The following is a 15599-nucleotide window of genomic DNA, read 5'->3' as shown; positions in this document are numbered from 1 at the left end:
AACTCCCAATGAACGACATTTATGAAGCCTCCCTGTCCGCCGGGCGGAAGAGGACCGAACTCAACGCCCGCCTGAAAAACCTGCTGTCCGAAGGATTGGAGTTGCCCATCACCGGTGACCAGATCGAGGACGACCAGCCTCTCTTTGGGCGCGGACTCGAACTCGACAGCCTCGACACCCTTGAAATCGTGAGCTTGGTTGAAGAGGAGTTCGGCGTCTACATTACCGACGAGGACCGGACAGTTTTCGGGTCAATCAACAAGATTGCCGATTTCATCGCTGCCAACAGCGACGACGACTAGGGGCGGGCGCAATGTCCATCGCCCTCAAGGCCAGCGACATCCTGGCCCGGCTCCCACACCGTCACCCCATGGTCCTCCTGGACAGGGTTGAAGACCTCAACCACGGCAAATCCGCGACTGGAATCAAGAACATCACGATCTCGGACCCCGTCTTCCAAGGCCACTTCCCCAACAACCCCGTGTACCCTGGCGTCTACATGATTGAAGCCTCGGCACAGCTGTGCGGGCTCCTGTTGGGCTCCCCTACAGGTGAAGACGGCCCCGTCCTTGGGTACCTGGCGTCAGTGCGCAAATTCAAGTTCATCACCCCGGTCTACCCTGGCGATGTGCTGAGCATCCAAGCACGCGCGGGCGTAAGCCACGCCAATCTTGCGGACTTCAGCGTCGACATCAAAGTCAGCGGCAAGATCGTGGCCTCCGGGTCCCTGGCGCTTGCACGCATAGACCCGGACCCATCAACATGAAACCGGCAGTAAGGCTCTACGACCCGGAACTGGACGCGGCACGTGTCGCGGAGCTCTACAACCGAAACAACTACGGCACGATCCAGAGCGGCTCACCTCTTACTGGCAACGACGTTAACGCAGTGTTGAAAGAACGCGGCGCAGTACTGTTCATGGTGGGGGAAGACCGCGGGAACATTGTTGGCACCATAGGCTACCTGAAGGTCTCGGGCCGACGGGTCGCCGGCGACGGAGAACTCTTTTCCGGCATGTTCCTCATCGAGCCGGGCTACCGGATGGGCTTCCTGGCCGGTGACCTGTTCATGCAGTCCTTCATCAAGCTGGTCGTACAGGGTGTCCGGGCTCTGCGCCTTGAAGTTGATCCAGCCAACCAAAAGGCTTTCCCGCTCTACGGACGGGTTGGCTTCAGGACGGCAGGCATCATCAGGCCTGATGAGGACGGCTACATCGAACTCATCAGCTTCCTCCCCGGCGTCGTATCGGATCTGCTTCAAACGCCCTTTGCCGGCGCCTCCCCAGAGGACATGTTTTCGAAGTACTCCTGGCGAAGCATGGGCTCAGCCCGCGGCAAAGACCTCACGGACGGCGTCTCCGTCCAGGACGGCACCCCGCTGCTGACCTACACCTTCCCCGTGAAGAATGACGTCGTTGAAGTCCAGGTCAACATGTCAACAGGTGCAGTCATCCAGGCCCGCCACAACGGCCAACTCTTCGACTGGCCGGAATCCCCTCAACGTGCTGCTCCGAACGGCAACCACGGGCCTTCAATCGGCTCCCGCCGGCTTGGCGCTTTCACTATCTCCCTGGACGCGGCAGGGACGTTGACGATTGAGCATCCTCGGCACCCGGGTCCGGTATTGACCGATCATTTCCCCGTAGGAGCCGACGGTGCACCTTTCTGGCGCCGTCCCGCCGCGCTGAACGTCACGTGCCAGGATCTTCCCGACGGATGGACGACCCGGCGGGGACCGATTACCCGCGAAATCCGTGTTCATGGCAGCAAAGTCAGCATCGCAGTGAGCCACCAAGGAAATCAAAAGGTGACGGCGTTCCCCTGGGTGAATCTACGTTCAGGGGAATTCCACCTCAACACGAAAAACCGCCAGCGCCCCTTAGGCGGTCCAATCGTCCGCGGTATCTGGCCGCCGGACAGGACCGACTTTGAAGCCGCCGAAAGTGCCTTCGATGATCAAAGCAACGGCGCTTCCGCCCTTTGGACCGATACTGCGCTGGGGCTCGCATTGGCTGCTACCTGGAACTCGGATGGGAAGCTCCGGGTCGAAGGCTCCCATCTTCCGGCGGCGTCCTCCGAGAACGGCTCCATCCTGTATGACGTGGACCTCTTCGACGGCGCAGATGCTTTGCCCGTTCCCGAAAACCCGGAAATCCTTCCTTCATTAACACCGGTGTTTCACCCCTTATCCTCCAGAACCCAGGGGGATTGGAAGCCCATCCAGTGGGTGGCGGCGGAAAGGTCGCGTGTCGATGTGCTTGAGGCCGTAGGGAGCAACGGGTTTTTGCTCGTCGCTCCCGACCGGGGCATCGTTTCGTGGAAGTCAGGCCAAACTCAGGTCCTCGCGTCGCCGTTCCCGAAAACACGGACACTTGGGCCCCTGACGGCATGGCAATCCGGTCTTTGGGTCTCGGACCAGGGAGGGCGAGAAGACCCGGAGCAAGGCATCGAGTGGGGCAGCGATGGTTGCACATCCCACCTCGCTGACAGCCCATCAGATCGACCCCGCTGGGAAATCCAGCAGCGCGACAGCGATCTGACAGCGCTCCGCATCGTCGTTGACGGCGCCAACGGGTCTGAACAGGTCACGCACCTCACGCCGAACGCCCAAATGCAGGCCCGAAACTGGGCGCCGATCCTTTTTCAGACGGATACCAATACCGACCTGTGGTGGGCAGCAGCCCGGGACCGGACTCCGTGGCGGGCCTCAGTGCGGAGAGCGGCCATAGGTCTGGGCGGGACGACCTGGTTGGTCATCGAAAACGACGAAGGCAGCCATCCCGAAATTTTGATCAGGTCCTCCGGTGAGTACCTCCTGCTGTCCCTCCTCGCCAGAGCCGGGGACACCAACACGACATCATGGCTCCTTTCCGCTCAGGAACTAGGGAGCCCCACCACAACCATCAAGGAGAATCCGTCATGACAGCTACGACTGACTACGAGGCAATTCGTTCCACCGCCGCCGTTTACCCCACCGGTGAACTGGTTCTCGAAATCGCCGGCGAGCAGCGGGAGGAACTCGTTTCCTTCCTGCTAGCCAAACGCACCGAATTCGCCCAACCCGGAAGCGTCGTTGAATCACTGGTGCTCAGGGAAGATGCTTCCGTTGCAGGCCACGTCGCGGCCTATATCGAAGAGGAACGCGTCCTGCTGATTGCAGAACAGCCCATCGACGTCGACATCACCACCATCGCGAAGCAACGCGGCCTGGAGTCCGTCCGCGTCACCGACCTGTCCGCGTCCACAGCCGTCGTAGCTGTGGAAGGACCCGTGGCCTGGAAAGTTGTCCAAGACTTCGCCGACGAAGAAATCGCAGGCGTCCTCTTGGGCGAAAGCTGCACTGCGACGTTGCCGGTATCAGAGCAGCCGGCGACCATTATCCGTACCGGCACCACCGCCGAGTACGGCTACCTGATTCTCGCTCCGGACACCGACCGTGACGCGCTGCTGAAGTTCATTTCAACGATCGCCACGGAATTAGGCGGCCAACGAGTCGGCCCCGAGGCACTACAGCGCGCTCAGGCCGAAGTCAGCCACCCCCTCTACCCTGAACAATTCAGTGGCCTGACCGTCCGGGAAGCTGCTGCCCTCTGGATGCTCTCAGCGGACCGTGATGACGACTTCCTCGGCAGCGACCAGCTTGAGAAGGAAAAAGCCGCGCGTTCACTAGTCGCCGTCACTGCCACCACGTCATCGATCCCGGCGGCAGGAACCAGCATTACCGCAGGGGAAACCGAAATCGGCCGGATCCACCATACGCTTCCCTCCGCTGGGCAGCCACAAGGGTTCGCCCTGGCCCTCTTGGATGCCCCCTTCAACGTGCCGGGTCTGGAACTGCAAGCAGGCGGCGTGACCTTGACGACGATTTCGCGCCCCTCAGTTGATCCGGTCTCCTGGACCGAACCGATCGGTTAAGCCATGAAAATAGTTGTCACCGGTTTCGGCCTCAGAGCAGCAGTGGGCCCGGACGCAGAACAAAGCTGGGAATCCATATCCAACGGAAAATCGGGGATCGTTCGAACGACCGTAGTTCCTACCGACGGTCTGGTTAGTTCAATGGGTGGCCAAGTCGAGTCGGAAGTGGAAACGGGGCCCCCGTCGTCCCGGACCACTTACGTTGATCGCTGCCACAGGCTGGCTTCAGCCGCCGCGACCGAAGCTTTGACCCATGCCCGGGTCGACCAGGCCCCCGTTGACCGGACCAGAATCGCGTTGTCATTGGGAACATCGTTGGGCGGGGCCCGCAGTGGAGAAGAATTCCATCGCCAGTGGATACAGGACGGATTGCGTAAAGCCAACACCGGTCTGCTGCGGCAATACCCACTCCATAGCGTCGCGGACTACCTTGCCTCTGAGTTCCAGCTGTTCGGACCCCGGAGTGTCCAATCCAACGCCTGCGCGGCCGGCGCTGTCGCCATCGCCTACGGGATCGAACTCCTCGAATCCGACGCCGCTGACATGGTCCTTGCCGGCGGCGTTGACCCGCTCGCGCTGTTGTCCTTCGGTGGTTTCTCCAGCCTGAAGGCACTGGATCCCCTGCATTGCGCACCGTACACCCGGAGTTCGGGACTCAACCTGGGTGAAGGAGCTGGTTTCCTTGTTCTGGAAAGTGAAGCTTCGGCTGTCGGCCGGGGAGCTGCGATCTACGCTGAAATCGCAGGGTACGGGCTCAGCGCCGACGCTTACCACGCTACAGCGCCGGACCCCATGGGCCGAGGAGCGTTACGGGCCATGCACGCGGCACTGCGGATGTCCGGGAACACTGTCGACGACGTCGACTACGTTAACGGCCACGGAACCGGAACGGCCGCTAATGACAGCGTCGAAGCCAAAGCCATAGCCAACCTGCGAGAGGGCGCCGCTCCCCCGGCAAGTTCAACGAAGTCCATGATCGGACACACCCTTGGTGCCGCCGGAGCCATCGAAGCGGTGACATCAGTGCTTGCCATCCAAAACCAGGAGATGCCTCCAACGGTCACACCCGACGGCCTGCGCTCACCCACAGGCCTGGACATCGTTGCAGAAACAGCCAAGAAGGCGCGGCTGAAAACCGTGCTTTCAAACTCGTTTGCCTTCGGCGGCAACAACGCTTCGCTGGCCATCCGGGAATACAGCGCTGACCCCTCAGCCCAAGCACCAAAGAGCGTACGACCGGTGGTCATCACCGGCATCGGCGCACTTGCCGGTGATGCCGTCACCACTGAGGACGTAAAGGCCGCCCTTTTCGAGGGCCGGCCCGTCTACGGTGACGGGACTGTCGAGGTCGAGGGATTCGGATCCTTCCCCTTTGGCGACATTCCGGTCGACAAGCTCAAAAAAGGGATCGACCCAAAGTACCTGCGTCACATGGACACCTTGGGACGCAGGTCGGCGCTGGCTGTCAGCCAACTCCTGAAACAACGGGGCCTCTCACGAGCGGAGGCAACCAGCACCGGGCTGTTGTTCGCCACCGGCACCGGACCGATCTCCACCGTTGAGGCGTTCGAACGTGAGCTCCTGACTACGGGCAGCGGCAACGCCCTGCTGTTCCCTAACACGGTCATGAACGCCGCGCCCGGGCATGTCGCGTTGTTGAACAAGCTGCAAGGACCCACCGCGACCATATGTGCCGGCAACACGGGGGCGATCACTGCGCTCCATTTCGCCCAGAACCTCATCTCGAACGGGGTCGTGGACCGGATGATCGTCTTGGCGGCGGACGAAGCACCGCACGCGATGCTCGCCGCCTACGCGCCGATTCCGGGCTACTTGGCACGTTCGGTCTGCCTCCCCTACACGAACTCGGGCCGGGTCATTTCCGGTGCCGCCGTGGCCATCCTGTTGGAAAGCGAAGGCAGCGTCGATCCCGGGAGAGTTCTTGGCCGCATCGAGAACTTTGGCATGACCGGTGACGGCAGTGGCCCCAGCCGTCTGCGCCAAGGGTCAGGGGCTTGGGCGCGGTCCTTCCGGCTGGCCCTCGACGGCCATTCACCGGAAACCGTTGATGCCGTTGTTGCTGCCGCTTGCGGGCGGGAAGCCGTGGATACCTTGGAGATCGAGGCATTGGCGGTAACTGGCCTGAGCAGGCGGCCTATTTCGACGCCCAAGGCAATCTTCGGCGATGCGGGCGCCTCAGGTGGTCTGTTGGGTGTCGCACAAGCAGTGTGGATGAGCCAGGAAAAGTTCATCCCAGGCAACGCCGGAGTCGTCGCGTCCGGCCCTGCAGGACTCGTACCAGGCAGCGGCAAGGCCGGAGAGGTCTACCGGACCCTGGTGTCCACGTGTGAGGCCGGAGGCAGTTTCCAGTCCGTCACCATCGCGACGTAACAGGATGGTGGATGTATGGATTCATTCGACAGGCCCAGCACCTACTGACGACTTTGGGCGGTACAGGTCCCGGTCCGGTGCCCGCTTTCTCGCGGAAGCGGCGAAGTCGACCCGATGCCCGGATGACCTCTCCCGACCCTGCCACGTCATCCGGGCAGAGGACGGCAGGTGGTTTTGCGGAAGCTGTTTGTCAGGCTGGTCGGTTTCACACACGCAGAATATTCTTGTCGCAGCACGGGCAAGAAGTTGGGTAGGTGTGGACATTGAGACACCAAAGAGACGGAACGCCGCCTTCAGATGGCTGGGGCGCGTCACGGGTGTGCCCAGTGTCGGCATCGAGCAATGGACCCAAGGTGAAGCCTTATGGAAAGCGATGGGCAACGCGGCACGCCGCCCAAAAACGGGCGAACTCCGGCTCAGCCCACAGTGGCACTACGGCTGGCAGAGCTCTGCGGACGGGGATTGGTACGTCCACACAGCCGCCAGCCGGGATGCCGTCTGGAGCCTGGCGTCACAGAACGTCGAACCACTGACACTGCACTCGTGGAGCCCCCTGTCGGATTCGAACCGACGACCCCCGCTTTACAAGAGCGGTGCTCTGGCCAACTGAGCTAAGGAGGCACGCTCCGGTTACCCGAAGCAAAGCGCAAAAGAGCGCTAGATAAGGTTAGCCCAGACCATCCCCGTCAACGAAATTCACCGCTCAACACCGCTACCACGCAACAGCGGCCAGCCTCCCGCAAGGGTGACCAGCCGCCGTCGTGATTTTCAAAAGGGGTTAGCCTTTGGCGCCAATGGCTGTCTGGATCTCGGCGTTGAGGTCGGACCTGCCGTCCCACTGCTTGCCATCGATGAACACGGTGGGCGTACCGGTGACGCCGATTGCTGCAGCTTCCTGCGTGGCGACCTTCACCCACGGACGGAACTGCTTGCTGTCGATGCAGGAGTCGATGTTTGCCGCACCAATTTCGGTGGCCATTTTTTTGAGGTCGTTGTCGGAGATGCCTGCTCCGCCTTCAGCCGGCTGGCGTTCAAAGAGCAGGTTGAAAAATTCCGCGTACTTCTCCGGGGAAGAGTTGACTACGCAGGCAGCAGCGTTGGCTGCGCGGGATGAGTAGTTGGTGGTGGACTGGCGGTCCAGGAAGCCGAGGGCGCGGTACTCGACGGAAATCTTGCCTTCATTGCGAAGGTTAGTGAGTGACTCGCCGTAAGCGGTCTCGAACTGCTTGCAGACCGGGCAGATGAAGTCGATGTAGGCAACAACCTTGACGGGCTTGCCGGCCTCGGCCTCGCCACCCGGTACGGTCACCGTAGCCGGCTTGGTATCAAGAGGAGCCGGCACATCTGCCACGTTGACCGAGGCAGGTTCGGACTTCACAACTTCGGTGTTGGCAAGCAGCGTGATGCCGCCATGAACGTTGCCGTTGGCCGGTGTTGGCCCTTGATCAGCCACGGGCGCGTTGTTCTGAGCGTTACCGATAACAACAAACGCAACCAAAGCGATGATGACCACCACGGCCACCACGATGCCCCAGCCGACAAGGAGCTTGTTGCGCTTCTCCTTCTTCAGCTGTTCTTCGCGGATTGCACGCGCTTTCTCCCGCGCCTGGGCGGTCTTTTCGGCCTTGGACAGGCGTGGTTCGTTTGCGGGGCTCATCAGTTCCTCGGGGTATTCGACGTCAAAGTGCATAGCTAGGGCAACGGGGTCAGTTTACGGGAGCAAACTTGAGCTTTGCCCCACACCTCGTGGCCCGGTAGTTGAACGATCAACTGCCCGGGAAGATTCCGCTAGTAGGCTGGGAGTTGAGTCACAGCAACCCCAGGGAGCGTTAATGCAGGATTTGGCAAGCGAAAAACTCGCTAACGAACAAAGCGCCAAGGCTTCTCCAACCAAGAAGCCCACGGCGAGCACGTTCGATTTCATGGTGGTTTCCAACCGGCTGCCCGTGGACCGGTGCAGCAGCGACGGTAACGACGACGGCGGAGATGGCTGGCGTCGTTCGCCCGGCGGCCTGGTCACTGCTCTCGCCCCGATGATGACGAAGTCCGACGGCGCGTGGGTGGGTTGGCATGGCGCCCCGGACGAGACTGTGCGCCCGTTCAGCCACGAAGGCATGGACCTGGTTCCGGTTCAGCTCAGCAGCCACGAGGTGGAGCTGTACTACGAAGGTTTCTCCAATGCGACCATCTGGCCGCTCTACCACGATGTCATCGCACCGCCCGAGTTCCACCGTACGTGGTGGGACTCGTACCGCCAGGTCAACAAGAAGTTCGCCGACGCCGTCATTCGCCACGCAGCCGACCGCGCCACCGTGTGGGTCCAGGACTACCAGCTCCAACTGGTTCCGCGAATGCTCCGCGAGGCACGGCCGGACCTGAAGATCGGCTTCTTCAACCACATCCCCTTCCCTCCCCCGGAGATTTTCGCGCAGCTCCCGTGGCGCCGGGAGATCATTGACGGATTGCTGGGCGCTGACCTGCTGGGCTTCCAGCGCCCCAGCGACGCAGGCAATTTCATGCGCTCTGCACGTCGGTTCCTAGGTGCCAGCGTCAAGCAGCAGCAGGTTCACGTGAAGGGCCCGGACGGCGAAGTCACCCACATCGCCCGTGCGCAGGCCTTCCCTATCTCGATCGACGTTGATCAGATCCGCGAGCTCGCGGCCAGGCCGGACATCATCGAGCGGGCCAAGCAGATCCGCAAGGACCTGGGCGATCCCAAGACCATTCTGTTGGGTGTGGACCGGCTGGATTACACCAAGGGAATCGGCCACCGCCTCAAGGCATTCGAGGAACTCCTTCGCGAAGGCAGCATCAAGGTGGAGGACGCCACACTCATCCAGGTGGCGAGCCCCAGCCGTGAGCGCGTGGAACAGTACAGACTGCTGCGCGAGGAAATCGAAGGCACAGTTGGCCACATCAATGGCACCTACGACACCATCCAGAACACGGCAGTCCGCTACCTGCACCACAGCTATCCGGTGGAGGAAATGGTGGCGCTGTACCTTGCCGCGGATGTCATGCTCGTAACCGCCCTGCGCGATGGCATGAACCTGGTGGCAAAGGAGTATGTCACCGCCCGCTCGGAAGACGACGGCGCCTTGGTACTCAGCGAGTTCGCCGGTGCCGCCGATCAACTCAAGCAAGCACTCCTGATCAACCCGCACGATATTGACGGACTCAAGTCGGCCATCCTGCGTGCCGTGAACCTCCCGCCCAAGGAGGCCCGCCGCCGCATGAAGCTGATGCGCAAGCAGATCCTGGACCACGATGTGGATCATTGGTCAGCCGAGTTCCTGGCTGCATTGGAGGAAAAGGTGGTGCGTGATGACAGCTGAAAACCTCACCCTGTCACCGGAACTGTTGGACGCCGTCCGACGTATTTCCGGCACGGAGCACCTCCTGGTTGCCCTCGACTTCGACGGCACGCTGTCCCCTCTCGTCGACCACGCGGAGGACGCACGCCCCCTGCCCCGGTCCGCCGCTGCGCTGGAGGCCCTGGCAAAACTGCCACGCACGACGACGGCACTCATCTCAGGCCGCGCACTGGACAGTTTGCGGCTGGTCGCCTCGCCTCCGGTGGATACGCTGCTGATCGGCAGCCATGGCGCCGAGGTCTGGCTGGGTGAGGGTTCTTTGGGCCTGGAACTGGACGAAGATCAGCGCCTGAAGCTTGCCGCGGTCCGCGAGGTTCTTGCGGAAATCGTGAACATCGCTCCGGGGACGTTGCTCGAGGACAAGCCTGCCGGCGTCGTCCTCCACACGAGGATGGCCGACGACGACGTTGCCGAAGACGCCGTCGAGGCCGCCATGCGGGTGCTCCGCGAGCATCCGGGGGTCTACCTGAAGACCGGCAAGCGAGTGCTGGAGACCTCGGTAGTCCACGCATCCAAGGGTGAGGCCGTGGAGTTTCTCCGTCAGGCGACGGGTGCTACAGCCATCCTGTTTGCCGGTGACGACGTCACGGATGAGGATGCGCTCGGCCGGCTGATGGGTGACGACGTCGGCATCAAAGTGGGCCTGGACTTCACCCAGGCGCAGTACCGGGTGGAAGCGCCGGTGCACGTGGCAGAGTTACTGGAAGCCTTGCTGCGGGAACGCCGGCGGGTGACCGCGGAGGCCTAGCGAGTGACCAGCGCAACATGTGACGTTTGTAACATTTAGGTAGTTCGTCCAAAAGTCTGACATACTCTTGGATGTGATGTGACGCACAGTACCGTGCGACGTCACACGATCCTCCCCGGCCATCGGCCGGGGAGTTCAACTGAAGAAAATGAACCATTCACAACGGATCGTCCGGCACGTACCTGCCGGTGAAGGGATTGATAACTGTGGCTACAGTTACTTTTGATAACGCTACGCGTCTGTACCCGGGCACAGATAAGCCCGCCGTCGATAAGCTCAACATCGACATCGCCGATGGCGAATTTCTGGTCCTCGTTGGACCCTCCGGTTGCGGTAAGTCCACCTCGCTGCGCATGCTCGCAGGCCTTGAGGACGTCAACGCCGGCCGCATTCTGATCGGCGATCGCGACGTCACGGACGTACCGCCGAAGGACCGCGACATCGCAATGGTCTTCCAGAACTATGCCCTGTACCCGCACATGACCGTTGCGGACAACATGGGCTTCGCACTGAAGATTGCCGGCGTCTCCAAGGAAGAGCGCGCCGAGCGTGTCCGCGAAGCCGCCAAGCTTCTTGACCTTGAGGCTTACCTGGACCGCAAGCCGAAGGCACTCTCCGGTGGTCAGCGCCAGCGTGTTGCCATGGGCCGTGCAATTGTCCGTAACCCGCAGGTCTTCCTCATGGATGAGCCGCTTTCCAACCTTGACGCCAAGCTCCGCGTCCAGACCCGTACGCAGATCGCATCCCTGACCCGCCGCCTCGGTGTCACCACCGTTTACGTGACGCACGACCAGGTCGAAGCAATGACCATGGGTGACCGCGTTGCAGTCCTCAAGGATGGTCTTCTGCAGCAGGTTGACACCCCGCGCAACCTTTACGACCGCCCGCAGAACGTCTTCGTTGCAGGCTTCATCGGCTCCCCTGCCATGAACCTGCTTGAACTGCCTGTAGTGGACGGCGGCGTCCAGTTCGGTGGAACGGTTTACCCCGTGCCGCGCAACATCCTCGAAGAAGCTCACGGCCAGACCGTCACAGTCGGTTCCCGTCCGGAAGACCTTGAGACCGTCGGCAACGGCGAAGGCCTCCAGGTTGAGGTTGACGTCGTCGAAGAACTCGGCGCTGACGCTTACGTCTACGGCCACACCATCCTGGATGGCAAGAGCCACGACATCGTTGCCCGCGTCGACGGTCGTCGCCCCCCGATGAAGGGCGAGTCCATCTTCGTTCGTCCGCAGTCCGGCCACGTGCACCTGTTCGACACCAAGACCGGTCTCCGCCTGGGCGACTAGTCCCCACCGGCACCCTAGCCTCGCTTCGCTCGGCCAGGGAACCCTGCCGGCGTGGGCCCATCGCGGCGCTGACGCGTCTGTACGTTCCGCATTTAGATAGCGGCCCGACCCCTCCCGGTCGGGCCGCTCTCGCGTTAACCTTTCTCCTGGAAAGAACGGCATGAACACCACAGATAACCTGATCCCCCGTCCATCGCACGTCGCGCTTGTGGACGGGTCGGCCTTCACGCTTGCCCCTGCCGCGCGGATCGCCGCTCCCCACCAAGCGGTGCCGGTCGCCGAGCAGTTGGCCTCGCTGCTGCGCGGCGCCACGGGTTTCGAATTGCCCATCGTTGAGGACACCCGCCCCGGTGACATCTCCCTCGAGTTGACGGACACGTTCGACGGCGGCCCGGAAGCTTATGCGCTAAGCGTCACCGTAGGTGGGGCCGGGCTCACGGCCTCTACTGCCGCTGGACTCTTCAACGGAGTGCAGACGCTCCGTCAGTTGTTCCCAGCCGCCATTGAGGGTTCCAACCCGGGTGTTGGCACTTGGGTGATTCCCGCCGTCGAGATTGCGGACGCCCCGCGATTCGCGTACCGCGGGCTAATGCTGGATGTCGCCCGCAGCTTCTTCACCGTGGAGGAGCTGAAAGAGCAGATCGACGTCATGACGCAGTTCAAGCTGAACGCCCTTCATTTGCACCTCACGGACGACCAAGCCTGGCGCATCGAAATTCACGATCCCGGGTCCGCGGGCAACCCGTCCGGGCTGCCTTACGCCAATCTGACCGCGATCGGCGGCCAAGGCGCTGTAGAAGTGCCCACTGCGACGCCGGCGAGGGGGCGCGAAGGGTTTTACACGCAGCAGGACTTCAAGGACATCCAGGCCTACGCCGCGAGCAAGAACGTCCTCGTGGTACCTGAGATCGACCTCCCGGGACACGTCAATGCTGCCCTCGCCGCCATTCCGCAGCTCAACCCTGACGGCCAAGCCAAACCCATGAGCACTACGGCGGAGGTGGGCTGGTCGACTCTCACCTCAGACTTGCCGGCAACGTATGAGTTCGTCCGGGAAGTCCTCGGCCAGCTCGCGGCCATCACGGTCGGCCCGTACCTCCACATTGGTGGCGATGAAGCCTTGGTGACCGGTCATGAGAACTACGTGACCATGGTTCAGGAGTTTGCCAGGATTGCCGCCGGGACCGGCAAAACGGTGGTCGGCTGGAACGAGTACGCCGCGGGCGCCCTTCCCCAAGGCGCTGTGATCCAGTACTGGCACGGCGACCTCGCTCCGGTTGTCCAACAGGCGGAGTCCGGCGGTTCACTCGTGATCATGTCGCCGGCCGCCAATACGTACCTGGACCAAAAGTACGCGCCGGACTCGCCAGTTGGACTCGAGTGGGTGGAAGGCGGACCGTTCACCTGGGCGGAGTACTACAACTGGGATCCTGCCCAAGGCGGGCTGAAAGATCATCGGATCCTTGGCGTCGAAGGTCCCCTGTGGACTGAAACAGTCCGTGACAACCAGCAAGCCCAGTGGCTCCTTTACCCGAGGGCGATTTCCCTGGCCGAGGTTGCCTGGTCCGGTCAGGAAGTCCGCAACGCGGGTGACTTCCGACGCCGCTTGGGCGCCTTGGGCGAGCGGCTCGCCAGCCAGGGAGTCGCCTTCCAGGAGGCGCCCGACATCGAATGGTCCGCGACGTCGAACTGGCCGTTTCCGGACGCGACGCCGTCCTTCCCTTCCAAGTACGGAACAATTGAGGCATGAGCGAGCAAAACGAAGCCCAGTGGCACGACGAACCCACCGACTACGGGCAGATCGGCAAGCTCCCCAGGACCGAGGCCGCCAGTGCGCAGGACACCGCGCCGCCTGCGAGTGTCATCGGTTCCCTCAACATCACTGCCGCTGCTGCGGATCCGGAATTGCTGGACCTCCCGTGGCATATTGCCTTGGAAGACTGGCCCGCCGAAAACCTGGCCGCGCTCCCCCGCGGCATCTCCCGGCACATCGTCCGCTTCGCGCACTTGGGTGGCTCGGTGATCGCCATCAAGGAAACGTCGGAGCACGTTGCCCGCCACGAGTACCACATGCTGCGGAAGCTGGCCCGGCTGGACGTTCCCTGTGTTGAGCCCGTGGCCGTCATTACGGGCAGGACCACCGCGGACGGCAGGCCGCTGAACCCCGTACTGGTCACACGGCACCTGAAGTTCTCCATGCCGTACCGCGCGTTGTTCTCCCAGATGCTGCGCAAGGACACCCTGACCAGGCTCATCGATGCCCAGGCACTGTTGCTGGTGCGCTTGCACCTTGTGGGCTTCTACTGGGGTGACGTGTCCCTGTCCAACACGTTGTTCCGCCGTGATGCCGGCGCCTTCGCCGCGTATTTGGTGGATGCCGAGACGGGCGAGCTCTACCCGGACCTCTCCATGGGCCAACGTGAATACGACCTCGAAATCGCCCGCGTGAACATCGCCGGCGAACTGATGGACCTGCTGGACGGCGGGCTCATCGAGGAAAAAGTGGATCCCGTAGCTACCAGTGAGCTGATCATGGACAGCTACCGCCGGCTCTGGACTGAGTTGACGGAGAAGGAGTCCTTCGAGCTCGGTGAAAGGTGGCGCGTGGCCGCCCGCATCAGGCGCCTCAACGAGCTCGGCTTCGACGTGGAGGAGTACGCCATCAAGACCACGGCGGATGGCTCCACCATCCAGCTCCAGCCGAAAGTTGTCGACGCCGGCCACCACCAGCGGCGGCTGCTTCGCCTTACCGGACTGGACGCCCAGGAGAACCAGGCCCGCCGGCTCCTCAACGACATGGACCAGTTCCGGGCGGACAACAACCCGGACCTGGACGAGGAAATCAGCGCCCATATCTGGGTCAGCCAGATCTTCGAGCCCATTGTGCGTTCCATTCCCCGGCACTTGGCTGGGAAACTTGAGCCCGCGGAAGTGGTGCACGAGGTCCTGGAGCACCGCTGGTACATGAGCCAGAAGCAGGACAGGTACGTCCCGTTGGCTGAGACCGTCCAGTCCTACTTGGACACGGTGTTGCAACACCGCCGTGACGAAGCTGCCATCATGCTGAACCCGGACACGGAACTGCTCAAGATCCTTGAGGTGGAGGTGGAGGAATCGGGCCGGTACGACGACGAGGACGAGTACCCGGACGCTGACGACTAGCTACGGCTCCAGCGTCTCGGCGAGGCCGGCCAGGACTGGTTCGCGGCCCAGCTCAATGTGCGAGTACGCCAGCGAGTAGGCCAGGTCCGGCTTACCCTTCAGGATCGCGTTGCAAAGTTCCGTGTGCTCATCGCGTTGGAGTTCGTTGCTGCGGTTGTGGGCCAGCCCGAAGATCCAGCGCATCCTTCCGAACAGCGGCTTAACGGACTCAATCAGCAGCCTGTTCCCGGATAGGCGAACGATTTCGGCGTGGAGCTCGGCGCTGATCAGGGCGACGTCGTCGGTGCGTTCGTCGTCGATCGCTGCCTTGGAGGCCTCCATAAGTTCTTCCAACCGCCCGCCGTCGCGTCCTTCGGCTACACGCGTGGCGGCCATCCGCGCGGCGAATGTCTCCAGGCAGAGACGGACGTCGAAGAGTTCGTTGACATCGGTCAGGGTCAGTTGGCGCACCACGGCACCGCGGCGCGGGAAGGTTGCAACGAAGCCGTCCTGCTCCAGGCGTTGAATGGCTTCGCGCACGGGAATACGGGAGACGTTGTAAAGCTCCGAAAGTTCGCGTTCCCGCAACCGCATACCTTGCGCGTACGTGCCCGTGACGATGCCCTCCAACACCAGTTGGTAGACGTTCTCCGCGCGGGCCTCTTCGTCGCGGCCATTTCCGGTTTCCGGCATCGCCTCAGCCACTGTCGAACTTCCCTTCATGCCAGTGTCCGCTCCATGT

General features: G+C 62.2%; 12 protein-coding genes and 1 tRNA gene. 10 read left to right on the top strand and 3 right to left on the bottom strand.

Annotated features, from left to right (window positions below; all coding sequences use genetic code 11):
* Nucleotides 1-8 precede the first annotated feature (8 nt).
* Genes AC6CH8_RS00155 through AC6CH8_RS00135 form a run of 5 tightly spaced genes read left to right on the top strand, consistent with a single transcriptional unit; the run spans nt 9 to nt 6305 of the window.
* A complete protein-coding gene (locus AC6CH8_RS00155) occupies nt 9-302 on the top strand; it encodes an acyl carrier protein (RefSeq protein WP_054808455.1) in 294 nt (97 codons plus the stop codon).
* Between the two features lie 11 nt (nt 303-313).
* Nucleotides 314-766 carry a 3-hydroxyacyl-ACP dehydratase FabZ gene (fabZ, locus tag AC6CH8_RS00150; RefSeq protein WP_498188123.1) on the top strand — a complete coding sequence of 151 codons (453 nt, stop codon included), beginning with the start codon at nt 314-316 and terminating at the stop codon, nt 764-766.
* Complete coding sequence (locus AC6CH8_RS00145) at nt 763-2922, top strand: GNAT family N-acetyltransferase (RefSeq protein WP_498188121.1); 2160 nt, start codon at nt 763-765, stop codon at nt 2920-2922. Before fabZ ends, AC6CH8_RS00145 begins: the two co-directional genes overlap by 4 nt.
* The gene (locus tag AC6CH8_RS00140) at nt 2919-3914 is read left to right on the top strand and encodes an aminomethyl transferase family protein (RefSeq protein ID WP_420180239.1); all 996 of its coding nucleotides are present in this window, start codon (nt 2919-2921) and stop codon (nt 3912-3914) included. Before AC6CH8_RS00145 ends, AC6CH8_RS00140 begins: the two co-directional genes overlap by 4 nt.
* 3 nt (nt 3915-3917) lie before the next feature.
* Complete coding sequence (locus tag AC6CH8_RS00135; protein ID WP_498188119.1) at nt 3918-6305, top strand: beta-ketoacyl synthase N-terminal-like domain-containing protein; 2388 nt, start codon at nt 3918-3920, stop codon at nt 6303-6305.
* 544 nt (nt 6306-6849) lie between these two features.
* On the opposite strand, the gene AC6CH8_RS00130 is transcribed toward AC6CH8_RS00135, so the two are convergent.
* Together AC6CH8_RS00130 and AC6CH8_RS00125 are read right to left on the bottom strand one after the other, a co-directional pair.
* A tRNA-Thr gene (locus AC6CH8_RS00130) sits at nt 6850-6926 on the bottom strand.
* Between the two features lie 157 nt (nt 6927-7083).
* Entirely contained in the window at nt 7084-7962 is an 879-nt protein-coding gene (locus AC6CH8_RS00125) for a DsbA family protein (RefSeq protein WP_498188117.1), read from the bottom strand.
* A gap of 175 nt (nt 7963-8137) precedes the next feature.
* Between AC6CH8_RS00125 and AC6CH8_RS00120 the strand changes: the two genes are divergently transcribed.
* The 5 genes from AC6CH8_RS00120 (at nt 8138) to AC6CH8_RS00100 (ending at nt 14878) form a co-directional block, all read left to right on the top strand.
* Nucleotides 8138-9640, top strand: coding sequence for an alpha,alpha-trehalose-phosphate synthase (UDP-forming) (locus tag AC6CH8_RS00120; RefSeq protein WP_498188115.1), 1503 nt, complete (start codon nt 8138-8140; stop codon nt 9638-9640).
* Nucleotides 9630-10427, top strand: coding sequence for a trehalose-phosphatase (otsB, locus tag AC6CH8_RS00115; RefSeq protein WP_091465546.1), 798 nt, complete (start codon nt 9630-9632; stop codon nt 10425-10427). The genes AC6CH8_RS00120 and otsB overlap by 11 nt, the downstream gene beginning before the upstream one ends.
* Nucleotides 10428-10633: 206 nt before the next feature.
* Nucleotides 10634-11716: an ABC transporter ATP-binding protein gene (locus AC6CH8_RS00110; protein ID WP_089593814.1), complete on the top strand. Its 1083-nt coding sequence runs from the start codon at nt 10634-10636 to the stop codon at nt 11714-11716.
* Between the two features lie 160 nt (nt 11717-11876).
* The gene (locus tag AC6CH8_RS00105; RefSeq protein ID WP_498188113.1) at nt 11877-13466 is read left to right on the top strand and encodes a beta-N-acetylhexosaminidase; all 1590 of its coding nucleotides are present in this window, start codon (nt 11877-11879) and stop codon (nt 13464-13466) included.
* Entirely contained in the window at nt 13463-14878 is a 1416-nt protein-coding gene (locus tag AC6CH8_RS00100) for a DUF4032 domain-containing protein (protein WP_011773665.1), read from the top strand. The genes AC6CH8_RS00105 and AC6CH8_RS00100 overlap by 4 nt, the downstream gene beginning before the upstream one ends.
* Here AC6CH8_RS00100 and AC6CH8_RS00095 read toward each other — a convergent pair whose 3' ends face one another.
* Nucleotides 14879-15580, bottom strand: a complete 702-nt coding sequence (locus AC6CH8_RS00095; protein ID WP_243836685.1) for a GntR family transcriptional regulator — start codon at nt 15578-15580, stop codon at nt 14879-14881. It lies immediately after the preceding gene.
* Between the last annotated feature and the right edge of the window lie 19 nt (nt 15581-15599).

Source organism: Paenarthrobacter sp. GQ52 (assembly GCF_059759005.1).
The sequence above is the reverse complement of the archived record's forward strand: the minus strand, read 5'-3'. Positions and strand labels throughout refer to the sequence as shown.